Source organism: Acidobacteriota bacterium (assembly GCA_030774055.1).
Taxonomy (GTDB): domain Bacteria; phylum Acidobacteriota; class Terriglobia; order Terriglobales; family Acidobacteriaceae; genus JACPNR01.
Genome location: JALYLW010000039.1, coordinates 1 through 16,425 on the forward strand (window position 1 = coordinate 1; position 16,425 = coordinate 16,425).

15 protein-coding genes are annotated in these 16,425 nt (G+C 64.4%); 6 read left to right on the top strand and 9 right to left on the bottom strand.

Features of this window, described 5'->3' with window-relative positions:
• Positions 1–22: 22 nt before the first annotated feature.
• On the bottom strand, positions 23–946 hold the full coding sequence (locus tag M3P27_03250; protein MDP9267327.1) for a fatty acid desaturase: 924 nt from the start codon (positions 944–946) through the stop codon (positions 23–25).
• Between the two features lie 110 nt (positions 947–1,056).
• Positions 1,057–1,935, bottom strand: a complete 879-nt coding sequence (locus M3P27_03255) for an NAD(P)-dependent oxidoreductase (GenBank protein ID MDP9267328.1) — start codon at positions 1,933–1,935, stop codon at positions 1,057–1,059.
• Positions 1,936–2,171: 236 nt separating this feature from the next.
• On the opposite strand from M3P27_03255, the gene M3P27_03260 reads away from it, so the two are divergent.
• Positions 2,172–3,062, top strand: a complete 891-nt coding sequence (locus tag M3P27_03260; GenBank protein MDP9267329.1) for an MBL fold metallo-hydrolase — start codon at positions 2,172–2,174, stop codon at positions 3,060–3,062.
• Positions 3,063–3,078: 16 nt separating this feature from the next.
• Here the strand turns inward: M3P27_03260 and M3P27_03265 are convergent, their stop codons facing one another.
• Together M3P27_03265 and M3P27_03270 are read right to left on the bottom strand one after the other, a co-directional pair.
• The gene (locus M3P27_03265; GenBank protein ID MDP9267330.1) at positions 3,079–4,446 is read right to left on the bottom strand and encodes a DUF4147 domain-containing protein; all 1,368 of its coding nucleotides are present in this window, start codon (positions 4,444–4,446) and stop codon (positions 3,079–3,081) included.
• Positions 4,447–4,488: 42 nt separating this feature from the next.
• Positions 4,489–5,157 carry an alpha/beta hydrolase gene (locus tag M3P27_03270; protein ID MDP9267331.1) on the bottom strand — a complete coding sequence of 223 codons (669 nt, stop codon included), beginning with the start codon at positions 5,155–5,157 and terminating at the stop codon, positions 4,489–4,491.
• 66 nt (positions 5,158–5,223) lie between these two features.
• On the opposite strand from M3P27_03270, the gene M3P27_03275 reads away from it, so the two are divergent.
• From M3P27_03275 to M3P27_03290, 4 genes are all read left to right on the top strand, one after another.
• Positions 5,224–6,243, top strand: coding sequence for a M20/M25/M40 family metallo-hydrolase (locus tag M3P27_03275; GenBank protein ID MDP9267332.1), 1,020 nt, complete (start codon positions 5,224–5,226; stop codon positions 6,241–6,243).
• Positions 6,244–6,446: 203 nt separating this feature from the next.
• On the top strand, positions 6,447–8,624 hold the full coding sequence (locus M3P27_03280) for a thioredoxin domain-containing protein (protein ID MDP9267333.1): 2,178 nt from the start codon (positions 6,447–6,449) through the stop codon (positions 8,622–8,624).
• 51 nt (positions 8,625–8,675) lie between these two features.
• The gene (gene acs / locus M3P27_03285) at positions 8,676–10,673 is read left to right on the top strand and encodes an acetate--CoA ligase (protein MDP9267334.1); all 1,998 of its coding nucleotides are present in this window, start codon (positions 8,676–8,678) and stop codon (positions 10,671–10,673) included.
• A 15-nt stretch (positions 10,674–10,688) separates the two neighbouring features.
• Positions 10,689–11,072, top strand: a complete 384-nt coding sequence (locus M3P27_03290) for an ACT domain-containing protein (protein ID MDP9267335.1) — start codon at positions 10,689–10,691, stop codon at positions 11,070–11,072.
• 41 nt (positions 11,073–11,113) lie between these two features.
• On the opposite strand, the gene M3P27_03295 is transcribed toward M3P27_03290, so the two are convergent.
• The 3 genes from M3P27_03295 to M3P27_03305 are packed head-to-tail and all read right to left on the bottom strand — an operon-like array spanning position 11,114 to position 15,314.
• Complete coding sequence (locus M3P27_03295; GenBank protein ID MDP9267336.1) at positions 11,114–12,448, bottom strand: heterodisulfide reductase-related iron-sulfur binding cluster; 1,335 nt, start codon at positions 12,446–12,448, stop codon at positions 11,114–11,116.
• A complete protein-coding gene (locus M3P27_03300; GenBank protein MDP9267337.1) occupies positions 12,445–13,854 on the bottom strand; it encodes an FAD-binding oxidoreductase in 1,410 nt (469 codons plus the stop codon). Before M3P27_03300 ends, M3P27_03295 begins: the two co-directional genes overlap by 4 nt.
• The gene (locus tag M3P27_03305; GenBank protein MDP9267338.1) at positions 13,851–15,314 is read right to left on the bottom strand and encodes an FAD-binding protein; all 1,464 of its coding nucleotides are present in this window, start codon (positions 15,312–15,314) and stop codon (positions 13,851–13,853) included. Before M3P27_03305 ends, M3P27_03300 begins: the two co-directional genes overlap by 4 nt.
• A gap of 42 nt (positions 15,315–15,356) precedes the next feature.
• Between M3P27_03305 and M3P27_03310 the strand changes: the two genes are divergently transcribed.
• Positions 15,357–15,587: a hypothetical protein gene (locus M3P27_03310; protein ID MDP9267339.1), complete on the top strand. Its 231-nt coding sequence runs from the start codon at positions 15,357–15,359 to the stop codon at positions 15,585–15,587.
• Here M3P27_03310 and M3P27_03315 read toward each other — a convergent pair.
• Positions 15,557–15,997: a CBS domain-containing protein gene (locus tag M3P27_03315; protein MDP9267340.1), complete on the bottom strand. Its 441-nt coding sequence runs from the start codon at positions 15,995–15,997 to the stop codon at positions 15,557–15,559. The two genes, M3P27_03310 and M3P27_03315, sit on opposite strands and share 31 nt — an antisense overlap.
• Before the next feature lie 18 nt (positions 15,998–16,015).
• A partial coding sequence (locus tag M3P27_03320; GenBank protein ID MDP9267341.1) for a hypothetical protein occupies positions 16,016–16,425 on the bottom strand: 410 nt, incomplete at its 5' end.

The window sequence follows — 16,425 nt, forward strand, 5'->3', positions numbered from 1 at the left end:
GGCTGAGGTGGTTCAGACGGGATTAATCGCCGTAAGCGGCGACGGCGGTTTGCTGCTCCTCGGCGGATTCGACTGCGGCGCGCGATGGTGAGCTCGCCCGGCGCGAAGGCAGCTTGACCGCCTTCACCCTCTTCGCTAGTCCCACGATCTCGAGGAAACGGATGGTCATGTAGTTGATGTCGACCTCATACCACGCCAAGCCATGCCGCGCGGAGGTGGGATTCGCGTGATGATTGTTGTGCCAGCCTTCGCCCCAGCTGAGCATCGCGACCCACCACAGGTTGCGGGAATCGTCTTTGGTCTGATAGCGGCGCGAGCCCCACATATGGGTGGCGGAGTTGACCAGCCAGGTGAAGTGCAGGCCGACGGTCACGCGGAGGAAGATCCCCCACATCACCATGGTCCAGCCGCCGATAGCGAGCAGGGTGATTCCAGCGAGCACCTGCGGGATCCAGTGCCACTTCGTCAGCCACATGTAGAACTTATCTTTCGCGAGGTCGGGCGCGTAACGCGCGAGCCGCGTGGTATCGCTGTGCATGGATTCGCCGACCATGATCCAGCCCATGTGCGCCCACCACGCGCCATCGCGCGGTGAGTGCGGATCGCCTTCCTGATCGCTGTTCTGATGATGCACGCGGTGCGTGGCCACCCAGAACAACGGGCCGCCCTCGAGCGCGAGCGTGCCGCAGATGGTGAGGAAATACTCCAGCCAGCGCGGCGACTTGAAGCCGCGATGGGTGAGCAGGCGGTGGTATCCCATGCCGATGCCGAGCGAGCCGGCGACCCAGAGCAGGAAGAGCGCGGCGAAGAGATTCGGCCAGGAGAAGAAGAAGAGCGCGATCACGGCGCCAATGTGAAACAGGGTCATGAAGATGGCGGTGATCCAGCTGATCTTCGTTTTGTCGCGGGTGAAATCTCTTCCGCCGTTGAGCTCGATCTCTCGCATGATTCGCCTCGTCAGTAACAGGATGCGCAGAAAAAGTAGCGCTGTTTTTGTCCTGTTACGAAGCTACCAGCAAGTGCGAAAACCCACTGTAATAGTTGTGTAATCCTTGCTCAGGAGGCGGTGCCGACCTCGATTCCAGCCCATTTTGACAACAACATGAGGGTGGCCGCGTAGTCGAGATCGTCGTGGCCTTCCTCGTGCGCGATCTCATAGATCTCGTCGACAGTCTCGAGGCCGGGCAGCTTGACGCGCGCTTCGCGAGCGGCGTCGAGGGTGAGGCGGATGTCTTTGTGCATGAGGCGGAGGGGGAAGTTGGGGGAGTAGTCGCCACGCAGGACAAAAGGCGCTTTGTAATCGATCACGCCGGAGCGGACCATGGACGACTGGATCAGGTCGATCAGCTTCTCGGGCGCCACGCCGAGCTTGGTCGCCAGCGCCAGCGCTTCCGCGAAGCCTTCGAAGATCATCGCGATCTGCAGGTTCATGGCGAGCTTGGCGGCCTGTCCCATGGAGTGGCCGCCCATGTGCTTCACGACTTTGCCCATCGCTTGAAACAGCGGCTGGACTTTGGCGAGGGTCGCCTCATCGCCGCCGGCGATGAAGATGAGCTGGCCGCTCTCCGCGCCGAGCTTCGAGCCGGTGACGGGAGCGTCGATGTGCGCGACGTCTTTTTCGGCGAGGCGCGCAACCATCTCGAGCGTGCGCGCGGGCGAGATGGTGCTCGAGTCCACCACGATCATCCCTTCGCGCAGGGCGCTGTCGACGCCGTCCTGGCCGAACAGGACGTGATCGACGGCGGCGGTGTCGGAGACGCATATCCAAACCACGTCGGCGGCGCCGGCGGCCGCGGCGGGAGAGGCGGCGAGGCGTGCGCCATCGACCGACTTCCCCGGCGTCCGGTTCCACACCGTGACCTCGTGGCCGGCCTTGACCAGATTCGCCGCCATCGGACGGCCCATGATGCCTAATCCCAGGAATGCGACGCGCATGAACGCTCCTCGATACTTTTCTAACCACCGTTGTGTCGCAACCGTTGTGTCGCAACCAATGATTACAGATGAGCACGCGTGAGAAGGTCAAGAGCAGGTCAAAAGCAACACCCACCACGGAGGCACAGAGCCACGGAGAAAACAAGGAAGGATACGGCAGGAAAGAAAAAGAGCCGGAGGGGTCCGGAGAAAGCACACGCATTGCATCGCGCGGGCACTGGCGAACGTCTAAACTGATGTCTGCAATGTTGAACATCACCATCCGGCGGAAGGCGAAGCAGTTCTCGCGACTCGTCCGCAACTCCGCCCTGACGAAATGTACGGGCGAGGTGCGCAAGCCGGTGCTCGCCGGCAATGGCGACCTGGGGCTCACGTTCATCGGACACTCCAGCTTCTTCCTCCAGATGGCGGGCAAGAACATCGCCATCGACCCGAACTTCGCGCGCTGGCTATTGGTGCTGAAGCGGCAGCGGCGCCCCGGTGTCCGCATCAAAGACCTCCCGGCGCTGGATTACGTGCTGGTGACGCACGCGCACATGGACCACCTGCACAAGCCGAGTTTGCGCGCGCTCGCGCGCATGACGCGACGCAAGCGTGGCTACGCGCCCAAGATCGTGGTGCCGCACAATGTTGGTGACCTGGTGGCCGGGCTCGGATTCGAGGAAGTGATCGAGCTGAAATGGTGGGAGACGTATCGCGACGGCGAGTTGAGCATCACGCACACGCCGGCGCGGCACTGGGGCGCGCGGATGCTCCGCGATTATCACCGCGGCTATGGCGGCTACGTGCTGCGCGCGGGCGCGCGCTCGCTATACCACGCGGGCGATACCGCTTACTTCGAAGGCTTTCGCGAGATCGGCGAGCGGCTGCGGCCGGAGATCGCGCTGCTGCCCATCGGCGCGTACGATCCGCCATCGTTCCGCAACGTGCATACCAGTCCGGAAGACGCGGTACACGCCTTCCTCGACATGGGCGCCGCGAAACTGGTGCCGATGCACTATGGCAGCTTCCGGCTGTCGCACGAGCCGATGGACGAGCCGCTACGCTTGCTGGCGAAGGAGTCTGCGGCGCACGGCGTGGCGGAGAAAGTGGTCGTGCTGGAAGAGGGCGTCACGCGGTTCTTCTAGCACCCCTATCCGACAATCAATGAGCCAACAAAATCCTTAGGTCCCTCACGTTGTTGCCGGTAGGACCGGTGACGATGGTATCTCCGAGCGCTTCAAAGAATGGGAAGGCGTCGAAGGCGGCAAGGGAGTTGGCAGGATCGAAGCCGGCGGCCTGGGCACGCGCGGTGGTCGAGCCGTCGGCGATGGCTCCGGCGGCAGGACTGTTGCCGTCGATGCCGTCAGTGCCCGCGCTCAGCACCGTGATGTTCTCCCCGGCGATGTGCTCGGCGCAGTGGAGCGCGAACTGCTGGTTGCGTCCGCCGACGCCAAGCTTTCCTTTTGACCCCTGGGCTTCCACCTTCACCGTGACCTCTCCACCCGAGATCAGGCAGACGCGCGAGACGCCCGCGCGCAACTTGCGCAGCTTTTTCAACAGATGGTCGGCGGCCTTGCGGTAGTCCCAGTCATCGCAGGAATTGTCGACCTCGACGGCGAAACCGTGCGCAGTGGCTTGCGCGGCGGCGGCTTTCTGCGCGGTCGCATTCGAAAGCAGCGGCCACCAGCGCGAGCGGACGAACGCCGCTTCGTCTGCTTTGGGTGTTTCCTCGAGCGCGTGCTGCTCGAACAATTCGCGGACCGAGGCGGGCAGCGCGGGCAGCAGTTTGTGGCGCTGCGCGATCGTGTAGCAATCCTCGACGGTGGAAGGGTCGGGCATGGTCGGTCCGGAGGCGAGCGAGTCGAGCGCGGCGTCCGGAACGTCTGACACCATGATGGAGAGATGCTGCGCGAGGGTAGCGGCGAGCGTCATGCGTCCACCCTTGAGCGCGGAAAGATGCTTACGGATGACGTTGATCTCGGCGATGGGCGCGCCGGAAAGCACCAGCGCCTGGTAGGTGGCGATCACGTCGTCGAGCGTGATCTCCGGGTCGATGGGCTTCTCGATGACCGCCGAGCCGCCGCCGGAGATGAGATAAAGCGCGAGCGAGTTCGAAGTGAGGCCGTGCAGCGCCTTGAGCACGGCGTCGCCGGCGCGCAGTGATTCGGCGTTCGGCAAAGGGTGGCCGCCGCGGTAGTAGCGGAATCCAGAGAGCTGCGATTCGGGTTCGGTGGGCGCGGCGACGATGCCGCTCAGTCCGGGACCGACCTGGCCGGCGAGCGCTTGCAACATCGTGTGGGCAGCCTTGCCGAGGGCGAGCACGAAGACGCGGTCGTAAGCGCCAAGATCGTAGAGGTCGTCGCAGACCTGCAGCACGCCGCGCGAGTAGCTCACGTTGCGCTCGAAAGCTTTCGGGATGCTGGTCTCGGCGAGCGCCTGGAGGAATACCTCGCGCGCGGTGGCGCGCATGTCGGGCGCGGCGCGGTCGGACTGCGGGTCAGCACTCCCTGCGGAAGGCGGGCGCGGCATCGCGCAGCATTATGTCACGAGCGGTGTTTCGCGGCGGAGCCGCTACCGTGGCAGTGTCGCGCGCAGCCAGTCTTCGATCACGCGCTGCACTTCCTTCACCTTGCCGGCAAAGAAATGGTCGACGCCGGGGATGATGACGAGCTGTTTCGGCGGGGCAGCCTGCGCGACCACGGCTTCGAGCTTTGGTGTGGGACAGAATTCGTCCTTGCCGCCGCTGACAAAGAGTTTTGGTTTCGCGCATTGCGCGAGGTAGTCGTAGCCATAAGCGTGTCCGGCAGCGGAGATGGGCGTGCCGAGCGCGATGATGGCGTGGACGTCGGGATCAGGACACGCGCCGCGCATGCCGACGGCGGCGCCAAAAGAAAAGCCGGCGAAGACGATGGGGAGGTGGAGCTCTTGCTTGAGCCAGGCGAGGGCGGCGCGGACGTCTTCGATCTCGCCGCGGCCTTCGTCATGCTTGCCCTGGCTCAGCCCGGCGCCGCGGAAGTTGAAGCGCAGCACGGGAAAACCGAAGCCGCTGAGCGCCTTCATCGCGTGGTAGACGACCTTGTTGTGCATGGTCCCGCCATAGAGCGGATGCGGATGGCAGACCAGCGCGGCGTGGGTGGCGTGAAGCACGCCCGCGCCCGTGCCGTTCGAAGGAAGGTTGAGCAGGGCTTCGAGGCGGCCGGCGGGGCCCTCGAGGAAGAGCGATTTGATCTCGCCTGCCATATGCGTGGTGTTGCCGTGGCGACCTTTCGACTTGCAACTTGAAACCTGAGACGTGACACTGCTGGGATGGACCTGTTCCGGCTGACGCGCCAGCTCGTCGAGATCGATTCCACCACCGGCCGCGAGGCCGGGTGCGGCGAGTTCCTGCTGCGCGAGCTCGCTACCCTTGGATATCAGACGACGCGCATGGATGTCGAGCCTGGGCGGTTCAATGTGTGGGCGCATCCACGCGGGAACGCGTCGCCGGCGGTCGTCTTCTGCTCGCATATGGACACGGTTCCGCCCTACTTCCCTTTTCGCGAGGACGAGGCGCGGATCTGGGGACGCGGCGCGTGCGACGACAAAGGCGTGATGGCGGCGCAGGTCGCGGCGGCGGAAACACTCAAGCAACAGGGCGTGGCCGTGGGATTGCTGTTCACCGTGGGCGAGGAGACGGACTCGGCGGGCGCGAAGGCGGCCAACGTTTTTCGCGCAAAGCAGCCTGCACCCGGTTCGAAGTTCCTGATCAATGGCGAGCCCACGGAGAACAAGCTCGCCGCCGCGACCAAGGGCGTGCTGAACCTCGAGCTGGTGGCGAAAGGAAAGCTGGCACACTCGGCGTATCCCGAGCTGGGCGAATCGGCGATCGAGAAACTGCTGGATGCGTTGGCGCGCATCCGCGCCATCCCGTTGCCCAGCGACCGCGAGATCGGGCGTTCGACGTTGAACATCGGACAGATATCCGGCGGGCGCGCTCCGAACGTGGTCGCCGACGAAGCGCGCGCGAAGTTGCTGTTCCGCATGGTCACGCCGGCGGACGAGATGAAAGAGCAGATCGTCGCCGCGGTGGGGCGGCTGGTCGAGGTGCAGGTCGTGGCGCAGTCTCCGTTCATCAAGCTGCGGACGATCGATGGCATGCCGACGATGGTGGCGTCGTTCTCGACGGATATCCCGCATCTGTCGAATTGGGGCGAGCCGCTGCTGCTTGGGCCGGGCTCGATCCACGTGGCGCATACGGCGGATGAGCACGTGGAGAAGGCCGAGCTGGTGCGGGCGGTGGAGCTGTACGTGCAGGTGGTGCGGAAGTTGCTCGCTCCTTCGTCCTGAAGGACTCGGTCGCTCGGGATTCCTCGATGCAAGCTTCCCCAGGGCTTTCGCCCTGGGCTATCGGCGTCCGCGCCTTCGGTGCTGGCGCGCGTGGGTACTCAAGCGCGACCCTCCAATCAAGTTGATTCTCAAGCTGGCGGGCGGGGTCGCCCGCCTCCACACGGCACCTCCACACGGGCGACGGTGGTGAGTACACTTAGAAGATGTCCACAACCACCGAGAACGCGCTGGGGCAGGCAGCTTCGTCGTACTTGCGGTCGGCGGCGCATCAGCCTATCCGCTGGCACGAGTGGGGTGAGGCGGCGTTTGCGCTGGCGCAGCGCGAGAACAAGCCCATCCTGCTCGACATCGGCGCGGTGTGGTGCCACTGGTGCCACGTGATGGACCGCGAGTCCTACGAGAACCCAGCCATCGCCGAGATCGTGAATGCCAACTACGTGGCGGTGAAGGTGGACCGCGACGAGCGTCCTGACGTCGACAGCCGTTACCAGGCAGCGGTGCAGGCGCTCAGCGGGCAGGGCGGATGGCCGCTGACAGTTTTTCTCACGCCCGACGGCAAGCCGTTCTATGGCGGCACGTACTTCCCTCCTGATGACCACCACGGACGTCCTGGGTTCAAGCGCGTGCTGCTGGCGATCGCGGATGCCTTCCGCAACAAGCACGATGAGGTGAAGCAGTCGGCCGAGCAGTTGCTCGCCGTGATCTCGCAGACGGAAGCATTTGCTGGGCGCGGTCGCGACTTGTCGCCTGCGGTGATGCAGGCGGCGATCGACGCCGTCGTTGATTCTGCTGCAAAGATGTTCGACGCGGAGAATGGCGGCTTCGGAGGTGCGCCGAAGTTTCCGCATTCGTCGGCGATTGATTTGCTCATCGATCGCTACGCGCGCGGCGAGTCCAAGCTCGGCGAGTCCCGAATACTCGGCGAGTCCCGCCTAAAAGACATCATCGATCTCACCTTGACCAAGATGGCGCACGGCGGCGTCTACGACCAGATCGCCGGCGGCTTCCATCGCTACTCGGTGGACGCGCACTGGATCGTGCCGCACTTCGAGAAGATGGCGTACGACAACTCCGAGCTGTTGAAGAATTATGTCCACGGATACCAGGCGCTGAACGAGCCATTCTTCGCCGCCGTTGCAAAGGACATCATCCGCTGGATGGATGCCTGGCTCAGCGATCGTGACCGCGGCGGCTTCTACGCCTCCCAGGACGCCGACATCTCACTCGACGACGATGGCGACCACTTCACCTGGACGCTCGCCGAAGCGAAAGAAGTCTTGTCCGGCGACGAGCTGGCCGCGGCGGCGTTGCGCTATGACATCAACGAAGCCGGCGAGATGCACCATAACCACGAGAAGAACGTGTTGTACGTGCGGAGTTCCGTGGAAGAGATCGCGCACAAGCTGGGGAAGACGCCGGAGCAGGCCGCCGCAGTGTTGGCGAGTGCGAAAGAAAAGATGGAAGCGGCGCGGCGGAAGCGTCCCGTGCCTTACATCGACAAGACGGTCTACACGAATTGGAACGCGCTGTGCATCTCGGCATATCTCGACACCGCACGCGTGCTGCGACTGGACGACGCAAAGCATTTTGCGTTGCGCTCGCTCGACCGCATCCTGGCAGAAGCGTGGTCGAACGAGGGCGTCCTGGCGCACGTGATCGCGTATTCAGATCCCGCCGCAGTAAAACGCCACGTCCCCGGCATGCTCGACGACTACGCCTACACCACCATCGCGTGTCTGGACGCGTATGAGGCGACGGGCGCGCTGAGCTACTTCGAATTCGCGCGGCGCATCGGCGACCGCATGGTCGAGCGTTTCTTCGACGCTGTGGGCGGAGGATTCTTCGATACCGCGCAGGGCGAGCAAGGGCTGCTGGGCGCGTTGAGCGCGCGACGCAAGCCGTTCCAGGATTCGCCGACGCCGGCTGGGAATCCGTCGGCGGCCATCGCGCTGCTGCGGTTGCACGCGTATACCAACGACGCCAGCTACCGCGAGAAAGCTGAAGCAACGCTTGAGGTATTCGCTGGAGTCGCTGAGCAGTTCGGCATTTTCGCGGGCACGTATGGCATCGCCGCCATCCTGTATTCCACCCCGCACACGCAGGTGGTGGTGATCGGCGAAGACGCGCGCGCGCAAGAACTCGAGGCGGCGGCACTGGCGGTCTTTGCTCTGGGGAAGGTGGCGCTGCGGCTGCCGCACAACGAGGTGGTCGCGCAGAATCTTCCACCGGCGTTGGCGGAAACAGTCGCAAATCTGCCGGCGGTGCAGCAGCCGGAGAGCGTAGCGGTGGTGTGTGCGGACTTCGCGTGCCGTCCGCCCATCGCCGACCCGGACGAACTAGAGCGGACACTGCGCGAACTGCTGGCCAGCAAACCTACATAGCAAAGCTGCTTCCGGCGTCTAGTAGAATTGCGCGGCTAAACTGTCCCACTCATGGACGACCAGAAACTCTTCCCGCCACCGAAACATTTCACCGAGCAAGCCCATATCCGCTCGCTCGCGGAATACGAGCGCATGTACGCCGCGGCAGCCGCCGATCCGGAAAAATTCTGGGCGGAGCAGGCGGCCCAGCTGGATTGGTCGCAGCGCTGGAGCAAGGTGCTCGACTGGTCGGATCCTCCGTTCGCGAAATGGTTTGTGGGCGGCACACTCAATGCGAGCTACAACTGCATCGACCGTCATCTTTCCACGTGGCGCCGCAACAAGGCGGCGATCCTGTGGGAGGGCGAGAACTTCGAGCAGCGCACGCTGACCTACCAGGAACTGCATCGCAAGGTCGCGAAGCTGGCGAACGCGATGAAGCGGCTTGGTCTCAAGCAGGGCGACCGCTCCATTATCTATATGCCGATGGTGCCGGAGGCGGCGGTGGCGATGCTGGCGTGCGCGCGCCTCGGCATCCCGCATTCGGTGGTCTTCGGCGGGTTTTCGGCGGAGGCGTTGAAGACGCGCATCAATGACCTCGAGGCGGCGGTGGTGCTCACGGCAGACGCTTCCCTGCGTCGCGGCAAAGAAGTGTTGCTCAAGCAGAATGTGGACGAGGCACTGACGGAGTGTCCGAGCGTGAAGCACGTGATCGTCTACAAGCGGCTGGGGCGGATGGTCGAGATGCGCGACGGGCGCGATCACTGGTGGGACGACCTGACGCTGGGCGTACCGGAAGTGTGCGCAGCGGAGCCGATGGACAGCGAGCATCCGCTGTACGTGCTGTACACCTCGGGCACCACCGGTAAACCGAAGGGCGTGGTGCACACCACCGGCGGTTACATGACGCAGGTGCTGGCGACGATGCGCTGGGTCTTTGATTTAAAGGACGAGGATGTTTACTGGTGCACCGCGGACGTCGGATGGGTGACGGGACATTCCTACGTCGTCTATGGGCCGCTGGCGGCGGGCGCGACGGTGCTGATGTATGAGGGCGCGCCCGACTGGCCGAAGCCCGACCGTTTCTGGCGGATCATCGAAAAATATCGCGTGAACATCTTCTATACGTCGCCAACGGCGATCCGTGCGTTCATCCGGCAAGGAGACGACTGGCCGAACGGGCGTGACTTGTCGTCGCTGCGGCTGCTCGGGACGGTGGGCGAGCCCATCAATCCGGCGGCGTGGCTGTGGTACTGGAAGACGATCGGCAAGGAACGGTGTCCCATCGTGGACACGTGGTGGCAGACCGAGACCGGCGGCATCATGATCTCGCCCTTGCCCGGGGCCACGCCGATGAAGCCGGGTTCGGCAACGCGTCCGCTGCCGGGCGTGGTGCTCGAACTGTTGGATGAGCACGGCAAGGTGCTCGACCAAGGCAAAGGCTTTCTCACCATCGTGAAGCCGTGGCCGGGCATGCTACGCACGCTCTACAACGACCCTGAGAGATTCAAGCAGAACTACTGGTCGCAATATCCCGGGCGCTACTTCACCGGTGACACCGCGGTGCGCGATGACGATGGCTACATCTGGGTGCTGGGCCGGAACGACGACGTGATCAAGGTCAGTGGACATCGCATCTCGGGAGTGGAGATCGAGAGCGCGCTGGTGGCGCACAAAGGCGTAGCCGAGGCGGCGGTGGTGGGCGCAGCGCACGAGATCAAGGGTGAAAGTATCCATGCCTTCGTCACGCTGAAGGCGAGCACGCAACATAGCGCGGAACCCAGCGCGCAACCCAGCGACGCCATGGCGCAGGAGCTGAGCGACTGGATCGTGAAAGAGATCGGGTCGTTGGCGCGGCCGGAGCGGATCCACTTCGTCACCGCGCTGCCCAAGACGCGCAGCGGGAAGATCATGCGACGGCTGATGCGCGAGATCGTGACCTCACACACCGTCGCCGGCGACACCAGCACGCTCGAGGATTACAGCGTGGTGGTGCAGCTCAGCCAACAAGGCAAAGACGAAGACGAGATCCTGGGCAAGACCCGAGAGACAAAAGAGACAACGAAGTAGTCCGAAGGAGGCGTTATGGCACGCGTCACGCAACTTCGCGTTCAGGCCCCGCACTTGCCCGGCACGCTGGCGCAGATCTGCACCGAACTGGCGAAGGTCGCGGTGAACATCAACGGCATCATGGCCGCGCCGGAGCAGCCCGAGGGCATCCGCCTGCTCGCAACGCCGCTGGCGACCGCGCGCAAGACGCTCGACCAGCTCGGCTTTGCGTACAAGGAAGAGGAAGCGATCGCGGTCCGCGTGAACGACCGGCCGGGCGCGCTTGGCCGCGTGACGCGTAAATTGGCCGACGCCGGCATCAATGTGACCTATGCCTACGGCTCGATCGTGAAGGGCGAGGCGCGCGCGCTGATCGTGATCGGCGTCTCTGACATCGCCAAGGCCGACAAGCTGGTTTAAGGCAAGCAGGTTTAAGGTAAGCAGGCGTAGGGCGCCGGTAATCAGTAGATCGCGTCGAGCACTTCGATGACGTGCTGCACGCGGATCGGCATGCCACGGCGCGCGGCGCCGGCGCGGAGCTGCAACATGCAGCCGGTGTTGGCGGTGACGAGCACGTCCACGCCGGTCGCGGCAACGTCGTTCATCTTGGCTTCAAGGATCTCGTTGGCGAGCTTTTGCTCGACCACGTTGTAAACCCCTGCCGAACCGCAGCAGTAATCTGGATGCTGCATCTCGACCAGCTCCACGCCGGTCGCGCGCAATAGTTCGCGCGGCGCCGAGCGTATCTTCTGCGCGTGCGCCAAGTGGCACGGATCCTGGTAGGTCGCCTTCACGCCCGCCGCGGCGGGCGTGGAGGGGGGCCGTAACCCGATCTCCGCGAGATATTCGGTGACGTCGCGGACTTTTTTTACGAACAGCTCCGTTCTTACGGACTCCGTGGCGGCGCCTGCGCTCTCCGGATCATCGGCAAGCAGATCGGCGTAATCCTTCATCGCCGAGCCACAGCCGGCGGCGTTGGTGAGAATAGCGTCGGCGCCGCACTCGGCATCGAGAAATATGCGGACGTTGTGGCGCGCCAGGGCGCGCGCCTCTTCGCGGCGTCCGGCGTGGGCGTGCAGGGCGCCGCAGCATCCCTGGCCCTCCGGCATGATGACCTCGAGGCCGTTGGCCTGGAGCACGCGGATGGTGGCGCGGTTCAGCGCGTCGAAGGCGACGCTGCCCACGCATCCGGCGAGCAGCGCGACGCGGCCACGGCGCTCGCCGCGCGCCGGAAACACGGTGCCAAAGTCTTCAAAGCTGAAATGTTCACTGACCTTGGGCGCGAGCGCTTCGAGCTCCGCGACGCCGAAGAGCTTGAGCAGTCCACTGCCGCGGACGGCGCCCGCGAGCCACGAATGTTGATACCAGCGCAGGCGTCGCGCCCATTTCGCGAGCCGTTTGTAATCCGCGAGTAAGCGGCCGTAGACGAAGTTGCGCATCCAGCTCGCGAGCAGCGGGCGGCGGTAGTGCTGCTCGATCTGCGCGCGCGCGCGCTCGACGATGTGTCCGTAGGGCACGCCGGAAGGGCATGCGGTCTGGCAAGCAAGGCACCCAAGGCAGCGATCGATATGGGTGACGAAGGAATCGCCGATGGGCAGGCGGCCTTCATCGGCGAGCAGGACCTGATAGATGCGTCCGCGCGGGGAATCCATCTCGGTGCCGAGCACGCGGTACGTAGGACACTGCTGCAGGCAGAGTCCGCAGTGGATGCACGTGGAGTAGAGCTCCCAGGTGGGACGGTCGTGCGCGGAGAAATTGGATCCGGGCGGCGCGGCGAATTTTGTTTCGGCCGTCACAGCAGGAACCGTCCGCGATTCAGGATCTCCGCCGGATCGAGCGCGCGCCGCACCGCGAGCATCATGCTGCGGTCGGTGGGCGTCGAGCCCCAAACGTCGAAGTGTGTCTTGGCTTCGATGGGACAGCGCAGGACATAAGCCGAACAGTGGGCGGAGTTCTCCGGCGGCAGTGCGCCGCGGATGGCGGAGGCCGCGTTGGCATACTGCATCGCCGCGGGCGGATCGACGGATAGCGGGATAACGGCGACGGTGAGCGAGCCGAGCGTAGCGCGTCCGACGGCGGCGAACATCGAATTCTGCTCCAGCGCAGCGCGCTCGGCGCCGGCGAGCGCGGCTTCGACGGCGCGCGCGGGCACGCTGAGCTGCATCAGCATCGCGTTGCGGTGGCGCGCGGTGACGTTCGCTTCAAAGCGGTGCTGGCCGCGCCAGAAGGCTTCCTCTTCCCTGCCGGTCAGTTCGCGTGCGGCGGCGAGTTCGCCAAGCTCACGACGATAGCGCGCGAGCACGGCATCGGAACCGGCGGCGGTGAGCACGATGCGCCACGCCGTCTCCGGCACAGCGACGGGCGCGGCGGGATGGTAGTGGTCGGGATCGCGCGGTTCGGCGGATGCTTCGGCATGAGCGGCCACATATTCCATCGCACGCGGCGAGACGAGCTCGAAGCGGATGGGCGTGAGCGCGGAGCTTGCGACGCGGTCGCGGAAGGCGATGGCCGCAGCGAGCGATGGAAACTCGCAGACGAAGGTAGCCGTCTGCCGCGGGCGGGGCGAGACTTTGAAGCTGGCGCCGGTGATGACGCCGAGCGTGCCAAAGCTGCCGATCATCAGCTTCATCAGGTCGAAGCCGGCAACGTTCTTGACCACACGTCCGCCGCCCTTGGCGATGGCGCCGTCGCCGGTGACGAAGCGCACGCCGATGCAGTAGTCGCGCAGGCCTCCGTAGCCGTGGCGCAGCGGGGCGCTGGTGTTGGTGGCGAGCAGTCCGCCAATGGTCGTGCGCTCACGCTCGGCAACGTCGAGTGGCAGGAACTGGCTGTGCTCCGCCAGGCGCTGCTCGATGGACGCCAGCGTGGCGCCGGCGCCGACGCCGAAGGTGAGATCGCCGGCATCGTAATGCTCGAGCGCGATGAGTCGCGAAGTGTCGAGAAGTATCTCGGCGCGCTCGGGTGGATTGCCGATGTGCTGCCGGGTGAATCCGCCGCTGATGGCGACGGCAAGGCCGCGCGCGGCGACGACGCGCAGGATGGCGGCAACCTCTTCCGGCGTGGCAGGCGAGACGCGGATGGCAGGCTGCGTCCCCTGAATATCGAAGGTGATGAGTTCAGGGACTTCGTCGGACAGGTTCTGGACGCCGACGATGGCGGCGAGTTCGTCGAAGACGCTGGCGGCGGTCGCGGCGCTGCTCATGCTCGGCCGCCTTTTTCCCCGCCCTCGGGAACAGCGGCGAGTCCCGCAGAGGGATGCGCAGCGGCGTTGGTCTCGCGGCAACTCCGCGCCATGGGGAATATCTTCTGCGGGTTGAGCAGGCACGCGGGATTGAAAGCGTCATGCAGGCGCTGCATCACGTCGAGGTCGCTGGCGGAAAACATCAGCGGCAGGATCTCACTCTTTTCCATGCCGACGCCGTGCTCGCCGGTGATGGAGCCGCCGACGGAGATGCAGTACTCGAGGATCTCTTTGCCGGCGGCGAGGGTGCGCGCGAGCTGGTCGGAATCGCGGATGTCGAAGAGGATGAGCGGGTGCAGGTTGCCGTCGCCGGCGTGGAAGATGTTGCCGATGGTGAGTGAATACTTCTCGCTGATCTCGGCGATGCGGCGCAGCGTGTCGGGCACGCGGGTGCGCGGGATGACGCCGTCTTGCACGTAATAGGAAGGCGAGATGCGGCCGACGGCGCCGAAGGCGTTCTTGCGTCCCGCCCAGAGACGCTGGCGCTCGGCTTCGTCCTTGGCGACGCGGACCTCGCGCGCGAGGCGGTTACAGACGGCGACGGCCGCGGCCTTCTGGTCCTCCACCGCTTCACGCAGGCCTTCGAGCTCGATGAGCAGGACGGCGCCGGAGTCCATCGGGTACCCCGCGTGCATGGCTTCTTCGACGGTGCGCAACGTCCAGCCATCGAGCAGCTCGAGCGCGGAGGCGGTCACGCCCTCGGAAGTGAGCGCGACGACGGTCTGCGCGGCGGCGTCGATGGAATCAAAGATAGCGAGCAGCGTGGCGACACTCTCCGGCAGCCGCATGAGTCTCACGGTGATGGCGGTGGCGATGCCGAGCGTGCCTTCCGAGCCGACGAAGAATCCGGTGAGGTCGTAACCCAGCGATTCCGCCGACTTGCCGCCGAACTGGACGATGCGTCCATCGGGCAGCACGACCTCGAGCCCAGTGACGTGATTCACGGTGACGCCGTAGGCGAGGGTGTGGGGTCCGCCGGAGTTCTCCGCCACGTTGCCGCCGATGGTGCACGCCTTCTGGCTCGATGGGTCAGGCGCGAAGTAGAGGCCGTGTTTCGCGACGGCGTGCGAGAGGTCGAGATTGACGACGCCCGGCTGCACCACCGCGCGCTGGTTGGCAACGTCGACCTCGAGGATCTTATTCATCCGCGAGAAGCCGAGGATGATGCCACCCTTGCGCGCGATGGCGCCGCCGCTCAATCCAGTGCCGGCGCCGCGCGGCACGATGGGGATGTTCTCTTTTCCCGCCAGCTTGACGATGCGCGCGACCTGCCCGGTGGTCTGCGGAAAGACGACGGCCTGGGGCAGCGCGCGCTGCACGCCGCCATCGTACTCATAGAGCATGAGGTCTTCGCGGGTGGAGAGGACAGCGTCGCGCCCGGCGATCTTGCGCAACTGCCTGAGGATGGAGGAAAAGGCCATAGCCGCGGTGTGCGCGGATTGTAGCACTGAGTTTCAGGTCAAATGAAGACCGCAGAGGACGCAGAGGAAGGTCAAATGAAAGCAGGAGGAGGGGAGGAAAAGAGGAAGAGCAATAGAAAAAGAGACAAGAAAGACAGGAAAGGAAGGAAAGAAAAGAAAAGGCAAGAAAGAAAGGAAAAACAGAAGAAAGAAGAGGTGTTCCCTCCCCTCCTCTTATCCTCCTGTTTTCATTTGACCTTGACCTACGTTTCGCCGGGATTGGAGTGCATGTAGGCGCGCATCATGCGCACCTCGCCATCTTTCTCGTCGACCTCATGCAGCAGCAGGTCGCGCAGCGAGACGAGACCGAGGAGCTTGTGTTCGTCCATGATGGGGAGGTGCCGAAAGCCGTGCTGCTTCATCAGTAGCATGCAATTCTCGAACGATTCATCGGCGGTGACGACGAGCGGGTCGGGCGTCATGACGTCTGAGACTTTCGCTTTCTTCGGGTCTTTGCCCTCCACCAGCACGCGCTTCATGATGTCGCGCTCGGAGAAGATGCCGACCAGCTTGCCGCGATTATCGAGCACGGGCACAGCGCCGATGTTGCGCTCGACCATGAAACGGGCAACGTCGAACACCGTCTGCTGACTGTCGACGGTGTAAGTCTCGCGGTCTTTCAATAACTGACGGATCGTGCTCATCTCGCACCTCCGTGCTGATTAGTCGTCGATATTGAATGTGTCGAGGATACGGTTGTCGCGATCGATCAGCAGCACGCGGCGCATGTAGACCACGCGTTGCAGGTCCGAAGGCAAACGCGGCAACTGGTTCTCGCACACTTCCGGCAAGTACTGCACCTCGCGCTCGAGTGAAGCGGGGACGGTTCCGTTGCGCTGGAGCTGGCGATCGATATCTGCGGGCAAGGAGTCGCGCCGGCTGAAGCCGGCCGATATGTCGGAGGCATGATCGCCATAGCAAGTGCGCACCGTGCTGCGATCGCGGGCGGTGAAGGCGCGCAGCGAAGCGGCGTCGCGCTGCTCGCTGTTGTTGCTCCGTGGGTCCTGCACCGGACCCCTGCCGACCACGGCTCCGACCACGGCGTCTTGCGAAGTCTCCCAGTTGAGGATGG

Bases quoted from the DNA above. Each gene is read 5' to 3' on its own strand.
- M3P27_03250 (MDP9267327.1), bottom strand. From the start codon at position 946: ATGCGAGAGATCGAGCTCAACGGCGGAAGAGATTTCACCCGCGACAAA.
- M3P27_03255 (MDP9267328.1), bottom strand. From the start codon at position 1,935: ATGCGCGTCGCATTCCTGGGATTAGGCATCATGGGCCGTCCGATGGCG.
- M3P27_03260 (MDP9267329.1), top strand. From the start codon at position 2,172: ATGTCTGCAATGTTGAACATCACCATCCGGCGGAAGGCGAAGCAGTTC.
- M3P27_03265 (MDP9267330.1), bottom strand. From the start codon at position 4,446: ATGCCGCGCCCGCCTTCCGCAGGGAGTGCTGACCCGCAGTCCGACCGC.
- M3P27_03270 (MDP9267331.1), bottom strand. From the start codon at position 5,157: ATGGCAGGCGAGATCAAATCGCTCTTCCTCGAGGGCCCCGCCGGCCGC.
- M3P27_03275 (MDP9267332.1), top strand. From the start codon at position 5,224: ATGGACCTGTTCCGGCTGACGCGCCAGCTCGTCGAGATCGATTCCACC.
- M3P27_03280 (MDP9267333.1), top strand. From the start codon at position 6,447: ATGTCCACAACCACCGAGAACGCGCTGGGGCAGGCAGCTTCGTCGTAC.
- acs (MDP9267334.1), top strand. From the start codon at position 8,676: ATGGACGACCAGAAACTCTTCCCGCCACCGAAACATTTCACCGAGCAA.
- M3P27_03290 (MDP9267335.1), top strand. From the start codon at position 10,689: ATGGCACGCGTCACGCAACTTCGCGTTCAGGCCCCGCACTTGCCCGGC.
- M3P27_03300 (MDP9267337.1), bottom strand. From the start codon at position 13,854: ATGAGCAGCGCCGCGACCGCCGCCAGCGTCTTCGACGAACTCGCCGCC.
- M3P27_03305 (MDP9267338.1), bottom strand. From the start codon at position 15,314: ATGGCCTTTTCCTCCATCCTCAGGCAGTTGCGCAAGATCGCCGGGCGC.
- M3P27_03310 (MDP9267339.1), top strand. From the start codon at position 15,357: ATGAAGACCGCAGAGGACGCAGAGGAAGGTCAAATGAAAGCAGGAGGA.
- M3P27_03315 (MDP9267340.1), bottom strand. From the start codon at position 15,997: ATGAGCACGATCCGTCAGTTATTGAAAGACCGCGAGACTTACACCGTC.